Source organism: Arthrobacter silvisoli, from assembly GCF_003369445.1.
In the GTDB taxonomy this organism is placed as follows: domain Bacteria; phylum Actinomycetota; class Actinomycetes; order Actinomycetales; family Micrococcaceae; genus Arthrobacter; species Arthrobacter silvisoli.
Genome location: NZ_QRCU01000032.1, coordinates 119,993 through 140,382 on the forward strand (window position 1 = coordinate 119,993; position 20,390 = coordinate 140,382).

General features: G+C 67.2%; 17 protein-coding genes and 1 tRNA gene. 7 read left to right on the forward strand and 11 right to left on the reverse strand.

All coding sequences use genetic code 11. The features are described 5' to 3' along the window. Nucleotides 1-76 precede the first annotated feature (76 nt). Genes pknB through DWV11_RS08275 form a run of 7 tightly spaced genes read right to left on the reverse strand, consistent with a single transcriptional unit; the run spans nucleotide 77 to nucleotide 9,485 of the window. Entirely contained in the window at nucleotides 77-1,999 is a 1,923-nt protein-coding gene (pknB, locus tag DWV11_RS08245; protein ID WP_115788399.1) for a Stk1 family PASTA domain-containing Ser/Thr kinase, read from the reverse strand. A 6-nt stretch (nucleotides 2,000-2,005) separates the two neighbouring features. Beyond that, nucleotides 2,006-3,790, reverse strand: a complete 1,785-nt coding sequence (locus tag DWV11_RS08250) for a protein kinase domain-containing protein (RefSeq protein WP_115788400.1) — start codon at nucleotides 3,788-3,790, stop codon at nucleotides 2,006-2,008. After that, entirely contained in the window at nucleotides 3,787-5,244 is a 1,458-nt protein-coding gene (locus DWV11_RS08255) for a peptidoglycan D,D-transpeptidase FtsI family protein (protein ID WP_115788401.1), read from the reverse strand. The genes DWV11_RS08250 and DWV11_RS08255 overlap by 4 nt, the downstream gene beginning before the upstream one ends. Then, nucleotides 5,241-6,608: an FtsW/RodA/SpoVE family cell cycle protein gene (locus DWV11_RS08260; RefSeq protein ID WP_115788402.1), complete on the reverse strand. Its 1,368-nt coding sequence runs from the start codon at nucleotides 6,606-6,608 to the stop codon at nucleotides 5,241-5,243. Before DWV11_RS08260 ends, DWV11_RS08255 begins: the two co-directional genes overlap by 4 nt. Beyond that, on the reverse strand, nucleotides 6,605-8,257 hold the full coding sequence (locus tag DWV11_RS08265) for a protein phosphatase 2C domain-containing protein (protein WP_115788403.1): 1,653 nt from the start codon (nucleotides 8,255-8,257) through the stop codon (nucleotides 6,605-6,607). Before DWV11_RS08265 ends, DWV11_RS08260 begins: the two co-directional genes overlap by 4 nt. A 2-nt stretch (nucleotides 8,258-8,259) precedes the next feature. Next, on the reverse strand, nucleotides 8,260-8,739 hold the full coding sequence (locus tag DWV11_RS08270; RefSeq protein ID WP_115788404.1) for an FHA domain-containing protein FhaB/FipA: 480 nt from the start codon (nucleotides 8,737-8,739) through the stop codon (nucleotides 8,260-8,262). Beyond that, nucleotides 8,736-9,485, reverse strand: coding sequence for an FHA domain-containing protein (locus tag DWV11_RS08275; RefSeq protein WP_115788405.1), 750 nt, complete (start codon nucleotides 9,483-9,485; stop codon nucleotides 8,736-8,738). The genes DWV11_RS08270 and DWV11_RS08275 overlap by 4 nt, the downstream gene beginning before the upstream one ends. A gap of 365 nt (nucleotides 9,486-9,850) precedes the next feature. Here DWV11_RS08275 and DWV11_RS08280 point away from each other — a divergent pair. Further along, a tRNA-Leu gene (locus DWV11_RS08280) sits at nucleotides 9,851-9,933 on the forward strand. Nucleotides 9,934-10,053: 120 nt separating this feature from the next. Beyond that, nucleotides 10,054-10,443 carry an SDR family oxidoreductase gene (locus DWV11_RS08290; RefSeq protein ID WP_281269603.1) on the forward strand — a complete coding sequence of 130 codons (390 nt, stop codon included), beginning with the start codon at nucleotides 10,054-10,056 and terminating at the stop codon, nucleotides 10,441-10,443. Nucleotides 10,444-10,487: 44 nt separating this feature from the next. Here DWV11_RS08290 and DWV11_RS08295 read toward each other — a convergent pair whose 3' ends face one another. Beyond that, on the reverse strand, nucleotides 10,488-11,192 hold the full coding sequence (locus DWV11_RS08295) for a TetR/AcrR family transcriptional regulator (protein WP_115788406.1): 705 nt from the start codon (nucleotides 11,190-11,192) through the stop codon (nucleotides 10,488-10,490). Between the two features lie 128 nt (nucleotides 11,193-11,320). On the opposite strand from DWV11_RS08295, the gene DWV11_RS08300 reads away from it, so the two are divergent. Next, the gene (locus DWV11_RS08300; protein ID WP_115788407.1) at nucleotides 11,321-12,709 is read left to right on the forward strand and encodes a flavin monoamine oxidase family protein; all 1,389 of its coding nucleotides are present in this window, start codon (nucleotides 11,321-11,323) and stop codon (nucleotides 12,707-12,709) included. Between the two features lie 171 nt (nucleotides 12,710-12,880). Here DWV11_RS08300 and DWV11_RS08305 read toward each other — a convergent pair whose 3' ends face one another. After that, a complete protein-coding gene (locus tag DWV11_RS08305) occupies nucleotides 12,881-13,810 on the reverse strand; it encodes a carbamate kinase (RefSeq protein ID WP_115788408.1) in 930 nt (309 codons plus the stop codon). Between the two features lie 147 nt (nucleotides 13,811-13,957). On the opposite strand from DWV11_RS08305, the gene DWV11_RS08310 reads away from it, so the two are divergent. Genes DWV11_RS08310 through DWV11_RS08325 form a run of 4 tightly spaced genes read left to right on the forward strand, consistent with a single transcriptional unit; the run spans nucleotide 13,958 to nucleotide 19,196 of the window. Next, complete coding sequence (locus tag DWV11_RS08310) at nucleotides 13,958-14,884, forward strand: oxamate carbamoyltransferase subunit AllH family protein (protein WP_168404611.1); 927 nt, start codon at nucleotides 13,958-13,960, stop codon at nucleotides 14,882-14,884. Then, nucleotides 14,881-16,425: an acyl-CoA synthetase FdrA gene (fdrA, locus tag DWV11_RS08315; protein ID WP_115788410.1), complete on the forward strand. Its 1,545-nt coding sequence runs from the start codon at nucleotides 14,881-14,883 to the stop codon at nucleotides 16,423-16,425. Before DWV11_RS08310 ends, fdrA begins: the two co-directional genes overlap by 4 nt. Further along, entirely contained in the window at nucleotides 16,422-17,849 is a 1,428-nt protein-coding gene (locus DWV11_RS08320) for a YlbE family protein (protein WP_115788411.1), read from the forward strand. Before fdrA ends, DWV11_RS08320 begins: the two co-directional genes overlap by 4 nt. A 30-nt stretch (nucleotides 17,850-17,879) precedes the next feature. Beyond that, complete coding sequence (locus tag DWV11_RS08325; RefSeq protein ID WP_115788412.1) at nucleotides 17,880-19,196, forward strand: cytosine permease; 1,317 nt, start codon at nucleotides 17,880-17,882, stop codon at nucleotides 19,194-19,196. Between the two features lie 45 nt (nucleotides 19,197-19,241). Here DWV11_RS08325 and DWV11_RS08330 read toward each other — a convergent pair whose 3' ends face one another. Beyond that, nucleotides 19,242-19,802 (reverse strand): hypothetical protein, encoded by a 561-nt coding sequence (locus DWV11_RS08330; RefSeq protein WP_115788413.1) that lies wholly within the window; start codon nucleotides 19,800-19,802, stop codon nucleotides 19,242-19,244. Nucleotides 19,803-19,876: 74 nt separating this feature from the next. Further along, entirely contained in the window at nucleotides 19,877-20,263 is a 387-nt protein-coding gene (locus DWV11_RS08335) for a DUF5997 family protein (RefSeq protein WP_245953509.1), read from the reverse strand. Nucleotides 20,264-20,390 lie beyond the last annotated feature (127 nt).

Sequence of the window (20,390 nt, forward strand, 5' to 3'; positions counted from 1 at the left end):
TGTACCCGGTGCCGGCGGGACCGCCGTCGGCACCCCTGCGGGCTTCGGGGCGCGCCGCTCCCTCGGGCCCGGGGCGTCAGCCCTTCTTGCCGCCGCTCGCGCCCGGCTTCGGCGTCGCGGTCTCGCTGGGTGTCGGCTCCGGAGCGGGAGCCTTGGTGACCGTCACCGTTATGGCGCTGCCCTGCTCCGCGAGGGTCCCTTCCGGGATGCTCTGGGCGGTGACGATGCCGGGAGCCAGAACGCTGTTCTCCTGCTCGACGATCTTCATCGTGAGCCCAAGGTCGGCCAACGCCTTTTCAGCCTCGTCCTTGCCCAGCCTGATGAGTTGCGGCATCTTGACCTTGCCACTTGAAACCACCAGTTGAACGGAGCTTCCAGGGGCCACGACCGCGCCGGGCGCAGGGTTGCTGCTGATGACGGAGCCTGCCGGAACGGAGGGACTGTTCCCGATGACGGTGGTAGCCGTCAGGCCCGCCAGGCGCAGCATGTCCCGCGCGGCGGCCTCGGTCTGGTTCACCAGGTCCTTGGGCACCGTGACGGAACTGGGCCCGTCGGAGACCTTCAGGGTGACATGGCTTCCCTGGACCACCTCAGTGCCCACGGACGGGTCCGTGCCGATCGCGGTTCCCTGCGGGATCTTGTCGTCATTCACGCGTACGGGAGCGTCGGGAACGAGCTTCGCATCGTAGAGCGTCCGGATGGCGTCCGCCGCACTCATGTTCGCGACCGACGGGATCTGGACCTTGACCGGCTCGGCCGGCTTCTGGTTCATGAAGTAGTAAAGGCCCAGCCCGACGCCGGCCAGGACCAGCACAGTAAAGAGGATGACGACGGCGGTCCACGCCCGGCGCCGCGCCTTCTGCCGCCGCGTCCGCTCGCGTTCCGGCGGGAAGCCGAGCGGCATGGCGTCCTCGTCGGGCTCGTCGAGGTAGTTTGCCGGCAGGGGTTCTTCCGCCGCCTGGCTGCGGCCCGCGCTGCCGTCCAGGAAGCCGATGCCGGTGAAGCCGACCAGCGTCTCCGGTGCGGCCTCCTCCGCGGACTCCGCTCCGACGTCGTCAGGACCGGTTCCTGCTTCGGATACCGCCACGGCGGGGACGGCGATGCCGTTGCGGGCGGCGCGCAGGGCGCGGCGGAAGGCGGCGGCGTCCTGGAAGCGGTCCGCCCGCTCCTTCTGCAGGCCCTTGGCCAGCACGCTGTCCAGTGCCTCGGACACCTCGGGATTGAAGGTGCTCGGTGCGGCAGGGGTTTCCCGGACATGCTGGTACGCCAGCGAGACCGGGCTGTCACCGGTGAACGGCGGACGCGAGGTCAGCATCTCGAAAAGCAGGCAGGCAGCAGAGTAGAGGTCGCTCCTGGCGTCCACGGTCTCGCCACGGGCCTGTTCCGGGGAAAGGTACTGGGCGGTGCCCACCACTGCCTGCGTCTGGGTCATGGTGGCGGCGGAATCCGCGATGGCCCGGGCGATGCCGAAGTCCATCACCTTCACGGTGTTGTCTTGGCCGACCATCACATTGCCGGGCTTGATGTCCCGGTGGACGATCCCGGCCTTGTGGCTGTATTCGAGCGCGGAAAGGACGCCGAGGCAGAGCTCCACGGCCCGGTCGATGTCCAGTTCCTTGGCTCGGATGAGTTCGCGCAGGGTCCGGCCGGACACGTACTCCATGACGATGTACGGCACCCGGACCGTTTCGCCGTGGCCGCCGTCCACCGTGTACTCGCCGGTGTCGTAGATCGCCACGATCGAGGGATGGTTCAACGAGGCCACGGCGTGGGCTTCGCGCTTGAACCTGGCCTGGAACTGGGGGTCCCGGGCCAGGTCCGCGCGGAGCAGTTTCACGGCTACGGTGCGGCCGAGGAGCGTGTCCGTCCCCCGGTGCACGTCCGCCATGCCGCCGCGGCCCAGCAGTTCTCCTAGTTCATACCGCCCATTGAGGACGCGCTGGTCTGTCACCGGAGTGCTGTCCTCTCTGTGTGCAGGTGCTGAACGTCGGGTAGTCATGTTTGCCTATTTACCCGAGGAAGCGGAGGGCGAGGCTTTGGCCTTGGACAGATGGTAGACGACGGTGGCGCCGGTGTTGACCTCGGTGCCCGCGGCCGGATCGGAACTGACGAAGGTGTCCGGTGCCTGGCCGACTTCGCCATCGACGGCGTCACCCTTCACCCAGCGCAGGCCCGCACCCTCGATGGCTGCCCGGACCTGGGATTCGGTGGCGCCCTGTGCGATGTTGGGGACGGCAACCTTCTCCGGCCCCTTCGAGTACGTGACCACGATCGTCTCACCCTTGGCGACCGGGCCCGAAGGCTCGATGTTCGTCACCGTTCCCGGCGTGGACGTGTTGAAAACAGGAGCCCCCTTGACCACGAAGCCAAGGTCGATCAGCTCACTGCGGACGGTCTCGTAGGGGCGGCCGAGATACTGCTCCGGAATGAGGTTGACCGTGTCCGGTGTAGTTTCGCTCGGGCTCGGCGTCGGCGAGGATTCGCTGGGGCTCGGCGAGGCCGAGCTGGGCGGGGCGCTGCTCGACGCCGGGCTGCTCGTGCTGGACGAAGGCGCCGGAGACGTCGGGTTGAACAGGCCCATCTGGGTCAGCAGGAGTCCCAGGCCGGCGAAGAGCAGCAGGAGCAGCAGGGCGATCAGCGGCCAGGTCCACGGGCTGCGCTTCTTGCGTGCCGGCTGCGGCTCGTAGTTGTCCTCATCCTCGTCATACAGCACGGAGGACTCGTCCGGATCGAAGGTGCGCTCGGCTGCCAGGGCATCGGCTCGGGACTGCCCGGCAGCTGCAGCACCTGCGGCTGCGGCACCCGCGGCGCCGAGCACCGGAAGCGCGGACGTCGCCGTCGTGTGCGAATCCCTGCCGTGGGCGGCTACGACGCCGGTGGGCGCCGTCGCGACGCCGGTCGGAGCCGTGATGGGGCCGGTGGCGTCCTCGAAGAGGAGCATGCCCGGAACGGCGGCATGGGCGGCGGAGATATTCCCCGCGCGGATTGCTTCCGCTGCCTCGGCAAGCTTGATCGCATCCGCCGGGCGGTTCCTCGGATCCTTGGCCAGCATGGACATCAGCAGGGCACGGACCGGGACGGGAAGGGTCTCGGGCAGCGGCGGCGGCGCGTCGTTGACCTGGGCCAAGGCGATGGCGATCTGCGATTCGCCGGAGAAGGGACGGTGCCCGGTGAGGCTCTCGTAACCGATAACGCCCAGGGAATATATGTCGGACGATCCCGTGGCGGTCTGGCCGGTGGCCTGCTCGGGGGCCAGGTACTGGGCGGTTCCCATGACCTGGCCGGTCTGGGTCAGCGGGACCTGGTCGGCAAGGCGCGCGATGCCGAAGTCCGTGACCTTGACCCGACCGTCCGGGGTGATGAGCAGGTTGCCCGGCTTCACGTCGCGGTGAACCAAACCCTGGGCGTGTGCGACGGCCAGGGCCCGGGCGGTCTGCGAAATGATGGACATGGCCCGGTCCGGGGAAAGGACCCGTTCCCGCTCAAGGATGGTGCTCAGCGGCTGCCCGGGCACCAGTTCCATGACGAGGTAGGCGGAGCCCTCTTCCTCTCCGTAATCGAAGACGTTGGCGATGCCCACGTGGTTCAGCAGGGCGGTATGGCGCGCCTCGGCGCGGAAACGCTGCAGGAAGCCGGGATCGCCCGTGTATTCCTCCTTGAGGACCTTGATGGCGACAATGCGGCCGAGGACCTGGTCTTTTGCTTTCCAGACCTCTCCCATACCGCCGACCGCAATCCGGCTGGTCAGCTGGAACCTGCCGCCGAGGGTGATTCCTGACGTAGGTCTCACTTGTTCAACACCGCCTCAAAGATCTTCTTCGCATTCGGACTGGTTAGCTGTGCGCCGGTGGTCACATCGACACCTTCGATCACGATGGTGACGGCCACCTGCGGGTCATTGGCCGGGGCAAACCCGGTGAACCATGAGTTGTTCAAACCGCTGTCCCCCAGCTGCGCGGTGCCGGTCTTGCCGGCCACTTCAACGCCCGGGATCGCGGCACCGCCGGCGATGCCCTTGGACACGACGTCGGTCATCCACTCAGTGATCTGGCGGGAGATCGCGGCACTGGTCGAGTTGCGGAGGACTTCCGGCTCCGGCTCGCTGATGACCCGGAGGTCCGGGGCGCGCACTGTCTTGATGAGGTTCGGTTTCATCTGCACGCCGCCGTTGGCGATCGCCGCGGTCATCATGGCAATCTGCAGCGGGGTCGCCTTGACGTCGCGCTGCCCGACGGCGGACTGTGCCAGGGCGGCGTCGTCCAGGTCATCGGGGAAGACGCTGACAGCGGACTGGAGTTTGAGCTGATCGCCGAAGTCCTGTCCGAAGCCGAATTTTCGCGCCTGCTCCGCGATGGCTTGCTGGCCGAGGTCGAGGGCGATGCTGGCAAACGGAGTGTTGCACGACTGCTCCAGCGCGAACGCGAAGTCCGCCGTGGTCCGCGTGTAGCAGTTGCCCCCCGCGTAGTTGGGAAGGGCAGCCGTGGAGCCCGGCAGCGGCATGCTCGCCGGGTTGGGCAGTTCGCTGTCCTTGTTGTACTTGCCGGAGTTCAAGGCGGCCGCGGTGTCAACCAGCTTGAAGACTGACCCGGGGGCGAGCAGTGCCCCCGTTGGCCCGCTGACGGACTGGTTCAGGTTGATGCCGCGGATCTTGTTGAGTTCTTCGAAGCTCGACTGTTCCTTGGCGACGTCGTGCGTGGCGATCAGGTTCGGATCGTAGGACGGCTTCGAGACCATGGCGATGATCGCGCCGGTCTTGGGGTTGGTCACGACGATCGAACCGCGTTGGCCGTCCGGAATGAGGTCGTAGGCGAGCTTCTGGATTGCCGGGTCGAGGGTGAGCTCAACGGAGGCACCCTTGGCCTGGCGGCCGAGGAAGACCTGGCTGATCCGATCGAGGAACAGCTGGTCCGAGCTGCCTGCGAGTTCATCGCGGAGTTCCTGCTCCAGGCCGCTCGCGCCGTACGTCCGGGAAAAGTATCCGGTGATGCCGGCGTACAGCTCCGGCTGCGTGTACTTGCGCTGGAAGCTGCAGGTTTCGTCCCCGGCCACCGATTCGGCGATGGGCTTGCCGGCCACAATGATGGCGCCGCGGTCCTTGCAGTAATCGGCCAGGACGGCCCGCTGGTTCCACGGGTTGTCGTTGAGCTCATCTGCACCGACCACCTGGACGTAGCTGATGGCGCCGAAGATCAGGGCAAACATCGCGACGGCGGCAAGCCATGCGCTGCGGATGGACTGGTTCACGGCTGCTTCACCGCCTCACTGGGTGTGTCGGTCATGGGCGTTGTGTCGATGGGGCTGCGGGCGGTGTGCGAAATCATCAGCAGGAGGCCCACGATGATCCAGTTCGCCAGCAGCGAGGAGCCGCCGGCTGCGAGGAACGGAGTGGTGAGGCCGGTGAGCGGGATCAGCCGGGTTACCCCGCCGATCACCACGAAGCACTGCAGGGCGATCGCGAAGGACAAGCCGCACGCCAGCAGCTTGCCGAAGGCGTCCCTGGTGCCGAGGGCCGCACGGAAACCGCGGGTGAACAGCAGCAGGTACAACAGGACGACGGCGAAGAGGCCGATCAGGCCGAGTTCCTCACCGATCAGGGCGATGATCATGTCGCTGTTGGCGAAGGGAACGAGGTCCGGCCGGCCTTGGCCGAGGCCGGTGCCGACCAGTCCGCCGTCGGCCATTCCGAACAGCCCCTGGACGATCTGGCGGCTGCCGCCCGGGAAACGGTCGTACACCTCGGGGGTGAAGGCGTTCCACCAGCTGTCCAGCCGGAAGCCCACGTGCGCGAAGATCCTGGAGGCCACGAACCCGCCGCCCAGTATCAGGGCCAGGCCGATCACCACCCAGCTGATGCGGCTCGTAGCGACGTAGATCATCACGATGAACAGGCCGAAGAACAGCACGGAGGAACCGAGGTCGCGCTGGAAGACGAGGACGCCGATGCTCACGAGCCAGGCTGTGATCATGGGGCCCATGTCCTTGAAGCGCGGGAACTGCAGCGGCCCGATCTTACGGCCGGCCAGCAGGATCAGGTCCCGGTTGGAGGAAAGATACCCCGCGAAGAATATAGCCAGGGTGATCTTGGCAATTTCACCGGGCTGGAAGGTCATCGGGCCGATCCGGATCCAGACGCTTGCGCCCAGGACTTCACCGGCCGAAATTCCGGGAACCAGGGGAAGGATCAGCAGGATGGCGCTGGCGGCCAGCGAAATGAAGGTGAAGCGGCGCAGGATCCGGTGGTCCTTGAGGAACCAGATCGCCGTGATCGCGACGGCGACGGCGATCAGGGTCCAGCGCAGTTGGTTGTTGCCGGTGTCGTCTCCCGGTCCGTCCATGCGGTGGATGAGGGCAAGTCCAAGGCCGTTCAGGGCTACCACGATCGGAAGTATTACCGGATCGGCATATTTTGCGCGGAGGCGCAGCACAACGTGGAAGGCAAACGCCGCCACAGCCAGCAGGCTCGACTGGAACCAGAAATCGCTGTCGAAGGGCGTCTCGGAGTTGAGGTCCACCATGGCACTTGCGCCGATCCCGACGGCGAGGGCAAGCACAAGGAGCGCAAGTTCGACGTTGCGGCGTGGCTTCGGCGCGGTATCTACCTGGATCACGGGGACACCTCCTCACAGGGTGCAGTGCTTGGCGCGGCGGTGGGCGATGCCGACGGCTTGGCGGTGGAGCCTGGCGAGGGCTTGGCAGACGGGCCGGCCTTCGCTGTGGGGGATGGCGTCGGCTTGGGGCTCGGCGACGGGCACGGAGCCGGCGTGGAATTGTCCGGCTCCTCCAGGTTCTGCACGATGCGCTGCGCAGCCTCAAGGCTGTCCGCCGGAATGGTCTGCCGGACCCTTTGCTGCTGGAACTCGGGGAGCGAATCCAGCCGGACTTTCGTCACGGATTCCAAGGTGGACAGCTGGATGGGTCCGAGGCGTTGGGAGATTCCGTTGAAGATCGCCACCCTGCTGTCGTATTCGCCCACGTAGAAGCGGGTCTGCGTCCAGGCGTAGCCGAGCCACAGCCCGGCGACCATGAAAACGGCCAGGATCGCGGCCGCGAGGATGGTGAGCCAGCGGCGACGCCTGATGGGCAGCACCAGGACTTCTTCGCGGTCCTGTTCGGCCTTGTGGGTGAGCATGGTGGCAGCCCTGCGGGCCACGCTGCGGCCGGCCACGGTGGGGATGGATCCCGTTTCGGCGGCAGTTGCCGCGGCGCCCACCAGCTCGTGCGGGCGCGAAGCAAGCTCTTCGCGGAGGACTTCGGCGGAAAGATGTTCACCCAGGTGCGGATCGGTGACGGCGGGGGGCTCGCCGGAGGGCTTGGCGCCTTCGGCGGCCGCGGCTGCTTCGGCCGTTCCGGGCGCTCCGGCAGGCGGCTCCTCGCCGGCCCCTGTTTCCGCGGCAGCCGCCGGCGCGGCCTCCGCGCCTTCCTTGGCGCCGGCCGGCGCGGGCTCCGCAGGGGCGACAATCTCGACGGATGCCGTGGTGACGTCGTCGCCGGTTTCTTCGGCGATCTCAAGCATCACGACGGTGACGTTGTCCGGGGCGCCGTTCGCCAGCGTCAGCTGGATCAGCAGTTCGGCACATTCGGCAAGGTTCCGGGTCTCCCGGACCACCTGCTCCACCACCGGGCCGGGAACATAGTTCAGGCCGTCCGAGCAGAGCAGCCAGCGTTCGCCGGCCTCCACTTCCAGGACCGCCAGGTCCAGTTCCGGGCTCGCGTCCACGTCGCCGAGCACGCGCATCAGGACATTCTTGTGCGGGTGGGTCTCGGCTTCCTCCGGGCGGAGCCGTCCTTCGTCGATGAGCCGCTGCACGAAGGTGTGGTCCACGCTGACCTGCTCGAAAGTGGTGCCGCGCAGCCGGTAGGCACGGGAGTCGCCGATGTGGGCGAAGTGCAGCTTGGAGCCCTCCAGCAGGAGGGCTGTGACCGTGGTGCCCATGCCCGCAAGCTTCGGATCCAGGTGCACCAGTTCGGAGAGCAGGGAATTGGCGGTCTGGATCTCGTCGGCGAGGACGGTGTCCGCGCCTTCGGGGTAGTCATCGTGGTCCAGGTGGATCATGTCCAGGACAGTGGACGCCGAGGCGACGTCGCCGCCCGCATGCCCGCCCATGCCGTCGGCGACCACGGCGAGGTGGCGGCCTGCGTACGCCGAATCGTCGTTCTTGGAACGGAGGCGGCCGACGTCGGAACGCGCCGCATAGCGCATGATCAACGGACGGGCTTCAGGCGTGGGCTTGCCCTCGGAAGACTGGGGTGAAGCCATGGCTATGGCCTCAATTCAATGACCGTCTTGCCGATCCTCACGGGGACGCCAAGCTCCACCGGCAGGGCCCGGGTCAGTTGCTGGTCGGCCAGGTAGGTGCCGTTGGTGGAGCCGAGATCTTCGATGAACCAGCGGCTGCCTTGCGGGAACAGGCGGGCATGCCGCCCCGAGGCGTAGTCGTCTTCGAGGACCAGGGTGGCTTCCTGGGCGCGGCCAAGCAGGATGGGGCTTGCCGCCAGCGGCAGCGTGGTTCCCTTGAGCGGACCTTCGACGACGACGAGTTGCCGTGCCTGCTGCTTCGGGGCCGGCGTGGGCGGCGCGAGTTCGGGGTGCTTGCGCACCTCCCGGGCCGTCGGGGCACCGGTAGCTGCCTTGCGTCCGATCATGAGGTCCCGGCGCATTGCGGACACGATGCTGAAGATCAATACCCACAGGAGCAACAGGAAGCCGAAACGCAGGGCCGTGATGGTCAGTTCGCTCACGCGCGGCCCCCGGGGTCGGAGCTGTTGGGGGGCACGTTCAGAAGCCTGAAGATGATCTTGGTTCGTCCCATCGTGATCGTGGAACCGTCGGTGAGTTCCGTGCTGCCATCCAGTTTGTGCCCGTTGACGTAGCTTCCGTTGGTGGAGCCGAGATCCACGGCGCGGACGAAGCCGCCTTCGCTACGGATCTCCAGATGCTTGCGCGACACCCCGGTGTCTTCCACGAGGATGTCCGCTTCGGAGGAGCGGCCCAGGATCACCGAGGGCGCGTTCAGCGAGTACCGCTGGCCGCCGATGTCCAGGACGGGCTGCAGCCTGGATGGTTCCCGCACAGGTGCGGCGGGGAAGTTGGTGCGGGGCGCGGGGGAGCCGCCGGATTTTTCGGTGCTCGACGTGATTTCGAAATGGCCTTCGCGCTGGGTTTCATCCTGGCGGAACGAGATCCGCACGGGACCCTGCAGCGTGTACCCCTGGCTGCGCACGTGCTGGATGACGACGTCGCACAGTTCCTCTGCCAGCGGGGTTCCCCATTCCTGGGCGCGGGCGAAGTCCTCCACGCTGAGGAGGACGTCGAAGACATTCGGAGCCAAGGTGCGTCCGGCGGCGATGGTGAGGGACTTGTTGTCCAGTTCGCGGCGGAGCTTGCTGGCTATTTCCACGGGTTCCACCCTGGCGCGGGAGCCGGTGGAGAAGACGCCGCGGACGGCTTTTTCGATGCCGCGCTCAACTCTGTCGAGCAATCCCATGGTCCTCCTCCTTCCGTTCCATCGACCCGGCAATCAACCGCTACGGAGGCTTCGTCCCTCGCAGCAGGCATGGACCTTTGGAGTCCGTGACGGCATGGCCTGATGAGGGCCACTCCTTTCCCGATACTACTGGGCATGGCTGTGAATGGCCTTAATCCGCAACGGCCGGGCACGCGGAAAAGTTCGTCACAGTATCCCTCAGGCCCGCCGGAACCGGGCCCGAAAACCGCGTAAATCCGGGCTTCGGGAGGCCCGCAACGGCCCGATTGGTATTTTTCCTCCAATGTCCGTTATGCTTGATCTCGCTGCTTTTGCAGGGCAGGAAGCAGGGAAACCTGTGGATTGTGCCGTGCAGGAGAAGTTGCGCGCGAGTGGCGGAACGGCAGACGCGCTGGCTTCAGGTGCCAGTGTCCGAAAGGGCGTGGGGGTTCAAATCCCCCCTCGCGCACGCAAGTGAAAACACCCCCGGTCTTCGGACCGGGGGTGTTTTTGTTAACCGGGTGTCGTCGGTGTCCCACGGCCTGTGTCGCCTGGTCCCTGATCAGGCCCCGATGGCTGCGATGGCGTAGTGGGCGATGCGCCTGAGGTCTTCTTGGGTGGCGCCGTCGCGCGCTTGTTGGCTCATTCCCTGAAGGGTTGCTCCGACGAATGCGGCCATGGCGTTGGTGTCGCCCTGACCAAGGGTGCCATCGACGCGTTTACCCTCACTCTCGCCAAGCACCTCGGACCGCGGGGCATCACTGTCAATGCCGTCGCTCCTGGCGTGGTGGATACCGACATCAACGCGTCCTGGTTGCGTGGCAATCAGGACGCCATCCAAGGCGTTGCGGCCAGCACGGCCCTGGGCCGGGTAGGACGGCCGGATGACATCGCCAGCATCGTCGCGTTCCTGGCTTCCGATGATGGCCGCTGGGTCACCGGCCAGACCATTGATGCCACAGGCGGCACCAACCTGTAGGCAAATCACCCGCTCGCTCCTTATCTCAAGGCACCGGGGACTGTTCAGCTGCCCCGCAGCGCCCCGAAGCCGGCGACCAGGGCGTCCAGGCCCATGCGGAAGGCGAGGTCCGAGGGGTAGTTCACCGGGCCGAGGCTGCGCACTGCCGCTGTGAAGTGCGGTGTGGATTCGGCGAGCTTTCCGGAATCGAAGATGTCCGCCGGGGCGGTCGCGTCGAAGGCGGCGCCGAAGATATAGGCCTCGAGCGCCACGATGCAGGGAATGATCCGGTCCTCAGGGAAGCCGGCGCGCAGGAAGCCCTCCGTGACGGCTTCGTACATGGCGAGGGTCTGGGGTGCGTCGGTCACCGGCAGGACCGCGATGACCGAAATCAGCGGTGTGTGCGCGGAGAAGATGTCCCGGTAGGAGTAGGCCCAGGCCTTGACCGCTTCTTCCCAGGGCAGGCTGGCGAAGACGCTCGAGTCCACTTGGGACATCAGGTCCTCTTCAACGAGCCTGAGCACGTCGTCCTTGGATCCCACGTGGTTGTAGAGGGCCGACGGCGCCACGCCCAGGGACTTCGCCAGCGCTGCCATGGTGAGGCCGTCGTAGCCCTTCTTGCTGACGAGGGCCAAGGCCGCTGCGGTGATGCCGGCCTGGTCCAGGACCGATCCCACGGGCCGGCCTGCCCTCCGGCGGGGCTTTGTCTCGGCCGGAGAGGGGGAGGGCTCGGGCATCGGTGACCTTTCTGGAAACGGCGTTTCCAGCATTATTCCATCGGGGGCTTCCCAGTTACCTCAGTCATGGGTACAGTAGAGATAAATGAATGGCATTCATTTACTGAACTTCGCGTCATTCGTTACGGCCGGCCAATGGAGCACGGCCAGGAAAGGACATCATGTTGAATCTTGACCGCGACGTGGTCATTGTTGGCGCTGGTCCGTCCGGCCTGACCGCTGCCCGGGAACTGAAGAAGGCCGGCCTCACAGTCGCCGTGCTCGAAGCCCGCGACCGCGTGGGCGGACGCACCTGGACGGACACGATCGACGGCGCCATGCTCGAAATCGGCGGCCAGTGGGTGTCCCCGGACCAGACCGTGCTCATGGAAACCCTTGAGGAACTCGGCCTGGAAATGTACTCACGCTACCGCGACGGCGAGTCGATCTACATCGGCGCGGACGGCCGGCACACCCGTTATACCGGCGCCTCCTTCCCGGTCAGTGAAAGCACCGCCGCGGAGATGGACAAGCTCACCGCCATCCTGGACGGGCTGGCTGCCGAGATCGGCGCCGAGGAGCCCTGGGCCCACCCCAAGGCCCGAGAGCTGGACACCATCTCCTTCCACCACTGGCTGCGCCAGAACTCCCCGGACGAAGAAGCCTGCAACAACATCGGCCTGTTCATCGCCGGCGGCATGCTGACCAAGCCCGCCCACGCGTTCTCCGCCCTGCAGGCGGTGCTGATGGCGGCCTCTGCCGGTTCCTTCACGAACCTCACGGACGAGGACTTCATCCTGGACAAGCGCGTCATCGGCGGCATGCAGCAGGTGTCCCTGCGCATGGCCGCGGAGCTGGGGGACGACGTCGTCCTCGACTCGCCTGTGCGGACGATTAACTGGGAAGAGGTCGACGGCGGCCACCGCGTTTCGGTCGAATCCGACCGCGCCACCGTGAACGCGCGCTTCGTCATCATGGCCGTTCCGCCGAACCTCTACAGCCGGGTGTCCTTCAACCCGCCGCTGCCGCGCCGCCAGCACCAGATGCACCAGCACCAGTCCCTGGGCCTGGTCATCAAGGTGCACGCGGTCTACGAGACCCCGTTCTGGCGCGACAAGGGCCTCTCCGGCACCTGCTTCGGCGCCGGCTCGCTGGTCCAGGAGGTCTACGACAACACCAACCACGCCGACACCCGTGGCACTTTGGTGGGCTTCGTCTCCGACGAAAAGGCGGACGCCATGTTCGAACTGAGCGAAGAGGACCGCAAGGCCGCGATCCTGGACTCCATCGCCGACTACCTGGGCGACGAGGCCAGGAACCCGTCCGTCTTCTACCTCTCCGACTGGGGCTCCGAGGAATGGACCCGTGGCGCCTACGCGGCCAGCTACGACCTCGGCGGGCTGTCCCGCTACGGCAAGGACCAGCACGCGGCCGTCGGCCCGATCTACTGGTCCTCCTCCGACCTGGCGGCCGAGGGCTACCAGCACGTGGACGGCGCCGTGCGCATGGGCAAGAAGACCGCGGCGCGCATCATCGCCGCGAACGACCGCCTCGCGCAGCCGGTGGCATAGGCAGCCGGTCGCCTATAAGCAGCCGGTGGCATAAGCAACTGCTCGCCTAAAGGCAGCCCGGACCTGCTCGGAAAGCAACAAAAGCGTCCCGGTCCCTGGATTCCAGGGGCCGGGACGCTTTGTTGTTGCGGAATGCCTGTTGCGGGACGCTTGCTGCTGGCACCCTAAGGTTCAGACGAAGATGATCCCTTCGGGGACGTCCGGGCGGATTTCGGTGCCGACCTTGCGGGCCAGCAGATCGTCCAGGCGGTCCAGCGGGCCGATGAGCACGCGGCCGCCGGCCTTGGCGACGCGGATCGCGGCGTCCACCTTCGGCTTCATGGAGCCCTCGGCGAAGGCCAGTTCCGCGATGGCCTCGGGCGATGCCGTGAGGATGTCCCGCTGTTCCGGGGTGCCCCAGTTCTCGCTGACGAAGTCGCCGTCGGTGAGCATGATCAGGGTGTCCGCCTCGAGTTCGGCCGCGAGCGTGGCGCTGGCGGCGTCCTTGTCGACGACGGCCTGCATGCCGATCTGGCGGCCCTTTCCGTCGAGCTTGACCGGCACGCCGCCGCCGCCGACGCAGACCACCAGGGTGCCGCCGTCGAGCAGATTCCGGACGAGCGGGGACTGGACGATGCTGATGGGCTCCGGCGAGGGAACCACGCGGCGGAAGGCGTTGCCGTCCTTGGCGATGGTCCACCGGTACTCGGACGCGGCCTCGGCGGCATCCTGTGCGGAGTAGGTGGGGCCGATGAGCTTCGTGGGACGGTGGAAGGCGGGGTCGTTCTCATCCACCACGGTGGTGGTGACGATGGCCGCTACTTCGCGCTCCCCGGCAAGGGCGTTGGAGAGTTCCTGCTGGATGACGTAGCCGATCATCCCCTGGGTCTCGGCGCCCAGGATGTCCAGCGGGTAGGCCGCCACGTCCTGGTAGGCCAGGTTCTGCAGGGCAAGGAGGCCCACCTGGGGGCCGTTGCCGTGCGTGATCACCATTTCGTGCTCGCGCGCCAGCTTGGCTAGCGCCTGGCAGCTTTCCTTGACATTGGCCCGCAGGCGGTCGGCCGTCATTGGCTCGCCGCGCTTTGCGAGGGCGTTTCCGCCCAGTGCAACTACTAGTCGCATTTGAATCCTCCTCGGGGACTGGCTCTAGAATACCGCAGATGGTATACCATCTGGAGGTACAAAGCTGAGATGACCGAGAATCATCGAGGCGATTATGGCTTTAGGAGCCGAATGGCAGCTTCAAGCAAATCGAACTGTATACCAGCAGTGTCAATCGATTCCGCCCTGGTGACCGCCCTCCGGGAAACCCCCGGTACGGGGAAGGTCTACTCGGTCTTCGAGCGGGCGATCAACATCCTTGCTCCGTGGGGCCAGCTGGTCACCCTTGCCGCCCGCCGGCTGGACGATGCGCCCTGGACCATCCGCGCCGAGGTGCGCGACTGGAGCAGTACAGGCATCCAGGCCGGCGATCCGGCGGACTTCAGCGCGCGCGGAATCTCCTTCGACTCCGCGGACACCCTGGTGCTGCTGCCGGGCGCCCGGGAATGGTTTGCGAAGCGGATTCCGCTGGCGGACATCACGACGGCGGAACTCGCCTCGGGTGCCACGGCGCTCGGCGGGCTGCTCGAGGCCCACGGTGTCCGCGGCGGGATCCTGGCGGCATCCGCTGCGGATGATGCCGCGTCGGCAGGCGCCTCCGGGCCCACCGCCTTCGACGCCGGAATCGCGCAGGGATTGCGGGCGGCCCGCGAAGCCCTCGAAACGGCGGTCCGTGCCGGAGACAGCGCGGCCATCGGTGAAGCGGCGCTGCAGTTGCTCGGCCTGGGCTCCGGCCTGACACCGGCCGGCGACGACTTCCTCTGCGGCCTGGCGCTGCTCGCGGCCCAGCCGGGCAGCCGGCTCGGTGCGGCACGCGGGGCGCTGGCCGCCGTCGTCGCGCAGCATGCGGACCGCACCACCCTGCTCAGCTGGACGACGCTGCGGGAGGCAGTGGACGGGCGCGTCCGCGAAAGCCTGCTCGAACTGCTCAACCAGCTGTTCCGCCGCAGGGCGGAAGACCCCGCCGGGCTTGCCCGGCACCTTCGTGCCCCGGTGGACCGTGCCCTCGGCATCGGCCACACCTCAGGGACGGACATCCTGTCCGGCCTCCTGGCCGGACTTCGACTCGAAACAGAACTGAGAGGGTCCATGTGAGTGTCACAGCAGTGATCAGGAAAAACAGCTACTTCGACTCGGTGTCACTGATGTCGATATCGACGAAGGCGAACGGGATCGACGGCGTCGACCAGGCCTTCGTCGCGATGGCAACTGAAATGAACAAGGCGGTCCTGGAGAACCTCGGCCTGCTCAGCGATGAGTTGAAGGCCGCCACCACGAGCGACCTGATGATCGTGGTGGTGCCGTCCGAGGGCGCGGACGGGGACGAACTTGTGCCGCTGGTCGAGGAGCTGCTGGTCCGCAAGGCTCCGGCCGCAGGCAGCGCGGAGGTCTCCCACCGCACCATCGCCTCCGCCCTGGAGGAGGACGCCGACATCAACCTGGCGGTCATCGCCGTGAACGGCGCCTTCGCCGCCCGCGAGGCCCGCAAGGCCCTCGACGCCGGCCTGAACGTCATGATGTTCAGCGACAACGTGGCTGTGGAGGACGAGATCGCCCTCAAGAACCTCGCCCACGACAACGGCCTGCTCATGATGGGCCCGGACTGCGGCACCGCAATCCTCAACGGCGTGGCCCTGTGCTTCGGCAACGCCGTGCGTCCCGGCACGGTGGGCATCGTGGCCGCCTCCGGCACCGGCTCCCAGGAAGTCAGCGTCCAGGTGCACGCCCTGGGCGGCGGCGTCTCCCAGTTGATCGGCACCGGCGGCCGCGACCTCAGCGCAGAGGTGGGGGGCGTCATGATGATCGACGGCATCCGCGCCCTCGCAGCCGATCCGGGCACCGAGGTGATCGTGCTCGTCTCGAAGCCGCCGGCAGCGGAGACGGAAGCCAAAGTCCTTGCCGAGGTAGCCAATGCCGGCAAGCCCGTGGTGGTCTACTTCATCGGCGGTTCCCGGGACGCAGTCCTCGCCGCCGGCGGACACTTCGCCGCCAGCAGCGCCGACGCCGCCCGCCAGGCCGTGGAACTCTCCTCCGCCGCAGCCTCCGCCCCGGAAACCCTCGACGCCGGGCAGGTGGACGCCGTCCTGGCCCGCCTCACGCCGGAACAGGTCAACGTCCGCGGGCTCTTCTGCGGCGGCACCCTCTGCGACGAATCCATGTACGCCCTGCTCAACGACGGGCACGAGGTGTTCAGCAACATCCAGAAGAACCCGGCCTTCCAGATCGGCGCGGCCGACTCCAGCCGCGGCCACACCTTCCTGGACTTCGGTGACGACGAGTTCACCAACGGCCGTCCGCACCCCATGATCGACCCCTCGAACCGGCTTGCGCGCATCGTGGAAGAAGCCAAGGACCCCAGCGTCGCCGCCCTCGTCATGGACTTCGTCCTGGGCTTCGGCGCACACGAAGACCCCGCCGGCGTGACCCTGCCCGCCATCCGCGAAGCCCAGCGCATCGCGCAGGAGGACGGCCGCCATCTGGAGATCATCGCCTACGTCCTGGGCACCGAACTCGACACCCCGGGCCTCGACGCCCAGCGCAAAGCCCTGGCCGGCGCCGGGGTCACCGTCACCAGCAGCAGCACCGTCACGGGCGAGTTCGCCCGCGCCATCGCCAGGAAGGGAGCCGCCGCATGAACACGGCAGCATCACAACTTTTCGGCGGACAGCTCAACGTGGTCAACATCGGCCTGAGCATGTTCGAAGACGACATCCGCAGCCAGGGTGCGCCCGTACGCACCCTCGACTGGACCCCGCCGGGCGGCGGTAAGCCCGAGGTCATTGCGGCCCTGGACGCCCTGGCCCGCCCGGAGAACGCCGGGCGCATCGAGGCCGCCAACGCGGAGGCCGTGGACCGCATCAAGAACGCGAAGCCGATGCTCGTGGGCTTCGGCCGGGCGATCGACGTGGTCCCCGGCATGACGCCCACCACCATCCTGCACTCCGGCCCGCCCGTGGCCTGGGAGGACATGTCCGGCCCCATGAAGGGTGCCGTCACCGGGGCACTCGTCTTCGAAGGCCTGGCCAAGGACCTGGCGGACGCCGCCCGCGTGGCTGCAACCGGCGAGATCACCTTCTCGCCGTGCCACGAGCACCAGTGCGTCGGCTCCATGGCCGGCGTCACCAGCCCGTCCATGTACATGCACGTGGTCCGCAACGAGACCCACGGCAACTACGCCTACACGAACCTGTCCGAGCAGCTCGCCAAGATCCTGCGGATGGGCGCCAACGACCAGAGCGTCATCGACCGCCTGGTCTGGATGCGCGACGTCCTGGGCCCCATGCTCAAGGAGGCCGTGGAGTTCACCGGCCCTATCGACCTGCGCCTCATGCTGGCCCAGGCCCTCCACATGGGCGATGAGGCACACAACCGCAACATCGCCGGCACGGTGCTGCTCTTCCAGGCGCTGGCCCCCGGCCTGCTGCAGTCCTCCTTCAGCGAAGCGCAGAAGAAGGAAGTGTTCGACTTCATCGCGAGCTCGGACTACTTCTCGGGCCCCACCTGGATGGCCACTGCCAAGGCCGCGCTCGACGCCGCCCACGGCATCGAAGGCTCCACCGTCGTCACCACCATGGCGCGCAACGGCGTCGAATTCGGCATCCGGGTCTCCGGCCTGCCGGGCAACCACTGGCTCACCGGTCCCGCCCAGAAGGTCATCGGTCCCATGTTCGCCGGTTACAAGCCGGAGGATTCCGGCCTGGACATCGGGGACTCGGCCATCACGGAGACCTACGGCTTCGGCGGCTTCGCGATGGCCGCGGCCCCGGCCATCGTGGCCCTGGTGGGCGGGACCGTGGAGGACGCCATGGCGTACACGCGGGACATGGCCCTCATCACCACCGACCAGAACCCGAACGTCACCATTCCGGCCCTCGGCTTCCAGGGCATTCCCACGGGCATCGACGTCCGCAAGGTCCTGGAGACGGGCATCCTCCCGGTCATCAACACTGCCATCGCGCACAAGGATGCCGGCATCGGCATGATCGGCGCCGGCATCACCCACCCACCGGTCGACGTCTTCGAGAAGGCAATCCTTGCCCTCGCGGACAAGCTCGCCTGAGCCGGCCCCTAAGAGAAAGCAGTTGTGGCGATGACGACTCCGCCCGGCACTGTTGAAAGCACCACCGCCGAAACCGGGCTCGAATCCGAATTCGAGCACACCCCGGTTCCGGCGACCCACCGGAAGTCCCTCCTGACGGTTTCGGCCGTCTGGTTCGGATTCCCGATGATCCTGACCAATGCCGTCCCGGGTGGCCTCGTGGTTGCCCTGCTCGGCTTCTGGCAGGGCCTCGCCGCGATTGTCGTGGCCAACCTCATCATGTTCGTCTACGTCAGCCTGCTCAGCTACCGGGCCGGAAAGACGGGCAAGAGCTTCGCGCTGCAGGCCACCGAAACCTTCGGCACGGCCGGCTACGCCATCGCCTCGGGCTTCCTGGCCACCGTGGTGGTGGGCTGGTTCGCCTTCAACACCGGCGCCACCGGGGCGAGCCTGAACAAGGCCTTCGGCTGGAACGAAACCCTGGTGGTGGCGATCGCCGGCGTCGCGTTCATCGCAGTGACCTACCTCGGCATCAAGGCGCTGTCCTGGCTGGGTGCCATCGCGGCTCCGCTGTTCATCGTGGCGGTGGTGGTCGCCATCGCGATCGCCGCGCAGAGCCATGACCTGGGGCAGATCGTGAACTTCCAGGGCGTGGGCGGGGGCGCCATGACCTTCGGCGTGGCCGTCACTTCGATCATGGCCACCTTCGCCGACTCGGGCACCATGACGGCGGACTTCACCCGCTGGTCGAAGAACGGCCGCGAAGCGGTGCTCGCCACTGCCACCGCATTCCCGTTCGCGAGCCTCGTCGCACAGCTCAGCGGCGGCCTGCTGGTGGCGGCCGGGGCGATCGCCTCGGCCCAGACCGCGGGCGGCGACTTCACGCCGATCCTCACGGGTGTGAACAACCCGTTGCTGAATGCCCTGGTGGTGGTCTTCGTGGTCATCAACCTCGGCTCGGTGTGCACGCACTGCCTGTACAACGGAGCCCTGGGCTGGTCCCACCTGACCCGCTCGAAGATGCGCCTGCTCACCCTGGTGCTGGGCGTGATCGGCGTGGCCGTTGCGCTGCTGGGCGTGTGGAGCCTCTTCGTGAACTGGCTCGCCTTCCTCGGAGTGATCGTTCCGCCGCTTGGTGCCGTGCTCATCGCCGACCAGATCATCCTGCGCAAGCGGCTTGCCGGCCGCGCCGAGTCGAAGATCCGCCCGACGGCGTTCATCGCCTGGGCGATCGGTGCAGTGGCCGCCGTCGTGGTCCACTTCGGCGCACCGATGCTTTCGGACGCGGTGGTGGGCCTGGTGGTCGGGCTTGTGGCATACCTTGCGGTTGAGTCGCTGTCCGGAAAGACGGCCGCGACGAAAGCCTAGCGCTCTGTAGCGAAAGGCCGGGAGCGATCTCCCGGTCTTTCGCCGTTAGGGCTTACCGCGCCTTGGGGCGGCACCTGCCGCGTGCTCGGCGTCCTCCAGCGCCCTGGCGAGCTGCTCGACGGCGGCCGGGTAGCCGCCGTCGGCCATTAGCCGGGAGGATTCCGCCTGCCGCATGGCGCGGAAGAACTCCGCGGTGGACGGCACCCGGGCATCGCTCATGGCGGGGTAGTCGATCTGCCGGCCGGGGTCGAGCTCGTAGAGCTGCCAGCGCCGCAGGATGTCCCGGTGCCGGGCAGCGGTGGCGGCGTGCACGCTTTGCTGCCGGCGCAGCTCACCCACCTTGCGTTCGCCAAACAGGGCGGCCACCGCAGTGACGGCCGCGAGGCAGAAGAGGACGAGCCCGACGGCGGGGGAGACCAGCGCAGGAACGAGCAATGCCGGCACGATCACCACGAGCCCGGCGAAGGCGTTCCAGAAGAAGGCGTCCGGTTCCTGGTCCTGCTTCTTCCGAAGCGACAGGACGGTGGCCGCCACGGCTGCGATGAGCAAGACCGCCCAGAAAACGGTCTGCCAAAGGCTCAGCTGGACTCCGGATATGGCGGACATCTGGACACCTCCGCACGCTGCAGGGCCGCCTTTTATCCAGTATGCGCCGGAGCCGGAACGGTGGCGAGTGGGGGCTAGGCCTTGGCCTTCTTGTCCTTGTCGGCGGCCTTGTCCGCTGCCTTTTTCGCGTCCTTGATGCGCTGCGTTTCCGAACGGACGGCGGCGTGCGTGGCGCGTTCGACGACGAGCCACTGCGGCGGTGCGGCCAGCAGGGCGGTGATTTCCGCCGTCGTCAACGGCTCCGTGATGCCGCCGCGGACCAGGCCGCCGATGGAGATGTTGAGCTTCTGCGCCACGACGGGGCGCGGGTGCGGGCCGTTGCGGCGCAGTTCGGCCAGCCACTCCGGCGGGTTGGACTGCAGTTCCGCGAACTCGGCGCGGGTGACGGCCGAGTCCTGGAACTCCTGGGGAGTCGCGGGCAGGTAGATGCCAAGCTTCTTCGCAGCGGTGGCCGGCTTCATGGCTTGGGGGCTCGGGGTCTTCATTGTTCAAGGGTATCCCCGCGCGCGGGTGCCGGGCGCGGAATGCCGATCGCGCGGTCACATAGGTGTTTGCGGTGCAATCCGTTGTGTAGCACCGCAAATGCGT

Excerpts from the sequence above, each read along its gene's own strand:
- pknB (WP_115788399.1), bottom strand. The coding sequence starts at position 1,999 with ATGACTACCCGACGTTCAGCACCTGCACACAGAGAGGACAGCACTCCG.
- DWV11_RS08265 (WP_115788403.1), bottom strand. The coding sequence starts at position 8,257 with ATGGCTTCACCCCAGTCTTCCGAGGGCAAGCCCACGCCTGAAGCCCGT.
- DWV11_RS08275 (WP_115788405.1), bottom strand. The coding sequence starts at position 9,485 with ATGGGATTGCTCGACAGAGTTGAGCGCGGCATCGAAAAAGCCGTCCGC.
- DWV11_RS08295 (WP_115788406.1), bottom strand. The coding sequence starts at position 11,192 with ATGCTGGAAACGCCGTTTCCAGAAAGGTCACCGATGCCCGAGCCCTCC.
- DWV11_RS08300 (WP_115788407.1), top strand. The coding sequence starts at position 11,321 with ATGTTGAATCTTGACCGCGACGTGGTCATTGTTGGCGCTGGTCCGTCC.
- DWV11_RS08305 (WP_115788408.1), bottom strand. The coding sequence starts at position 13,810 with ATGCGACTAGTAGTTGCACTGGGCGGAAACGCCCTCGCAAAGCGCGGC.
- DWV11_RS08320 (WP_115788411.1), top strand. The coding sequence starts at position 16,422 with ATGAACACGGCAGCATCACAACTTTTCGGCGGACAGCTCAACGTGGTC.
- DWV11_RS08325 (WP_115788412.1), top strand. The coding sequence starts at position 17,880 with ATGACGACTCCGCCCGGCACTGTTGAAAGCACCACCGCCGAAACCGGG.
- DWV11_RS08330 (WP_115788413.1), bottom strand. The coding sequence starts at position 19,802 with ATGTCCGCCATATCCGGAGTCCAGCTGAGCCTTTGGCAGACCGTTTTC.
- DWV11_RS08335 (WP_245953509.1), bottom strand. The coding sequence starts at position 20,263 with ATGAAGCCGGCCACCGCTGCGAAGAAGCTTGGCATCTACCTGCCCGCG.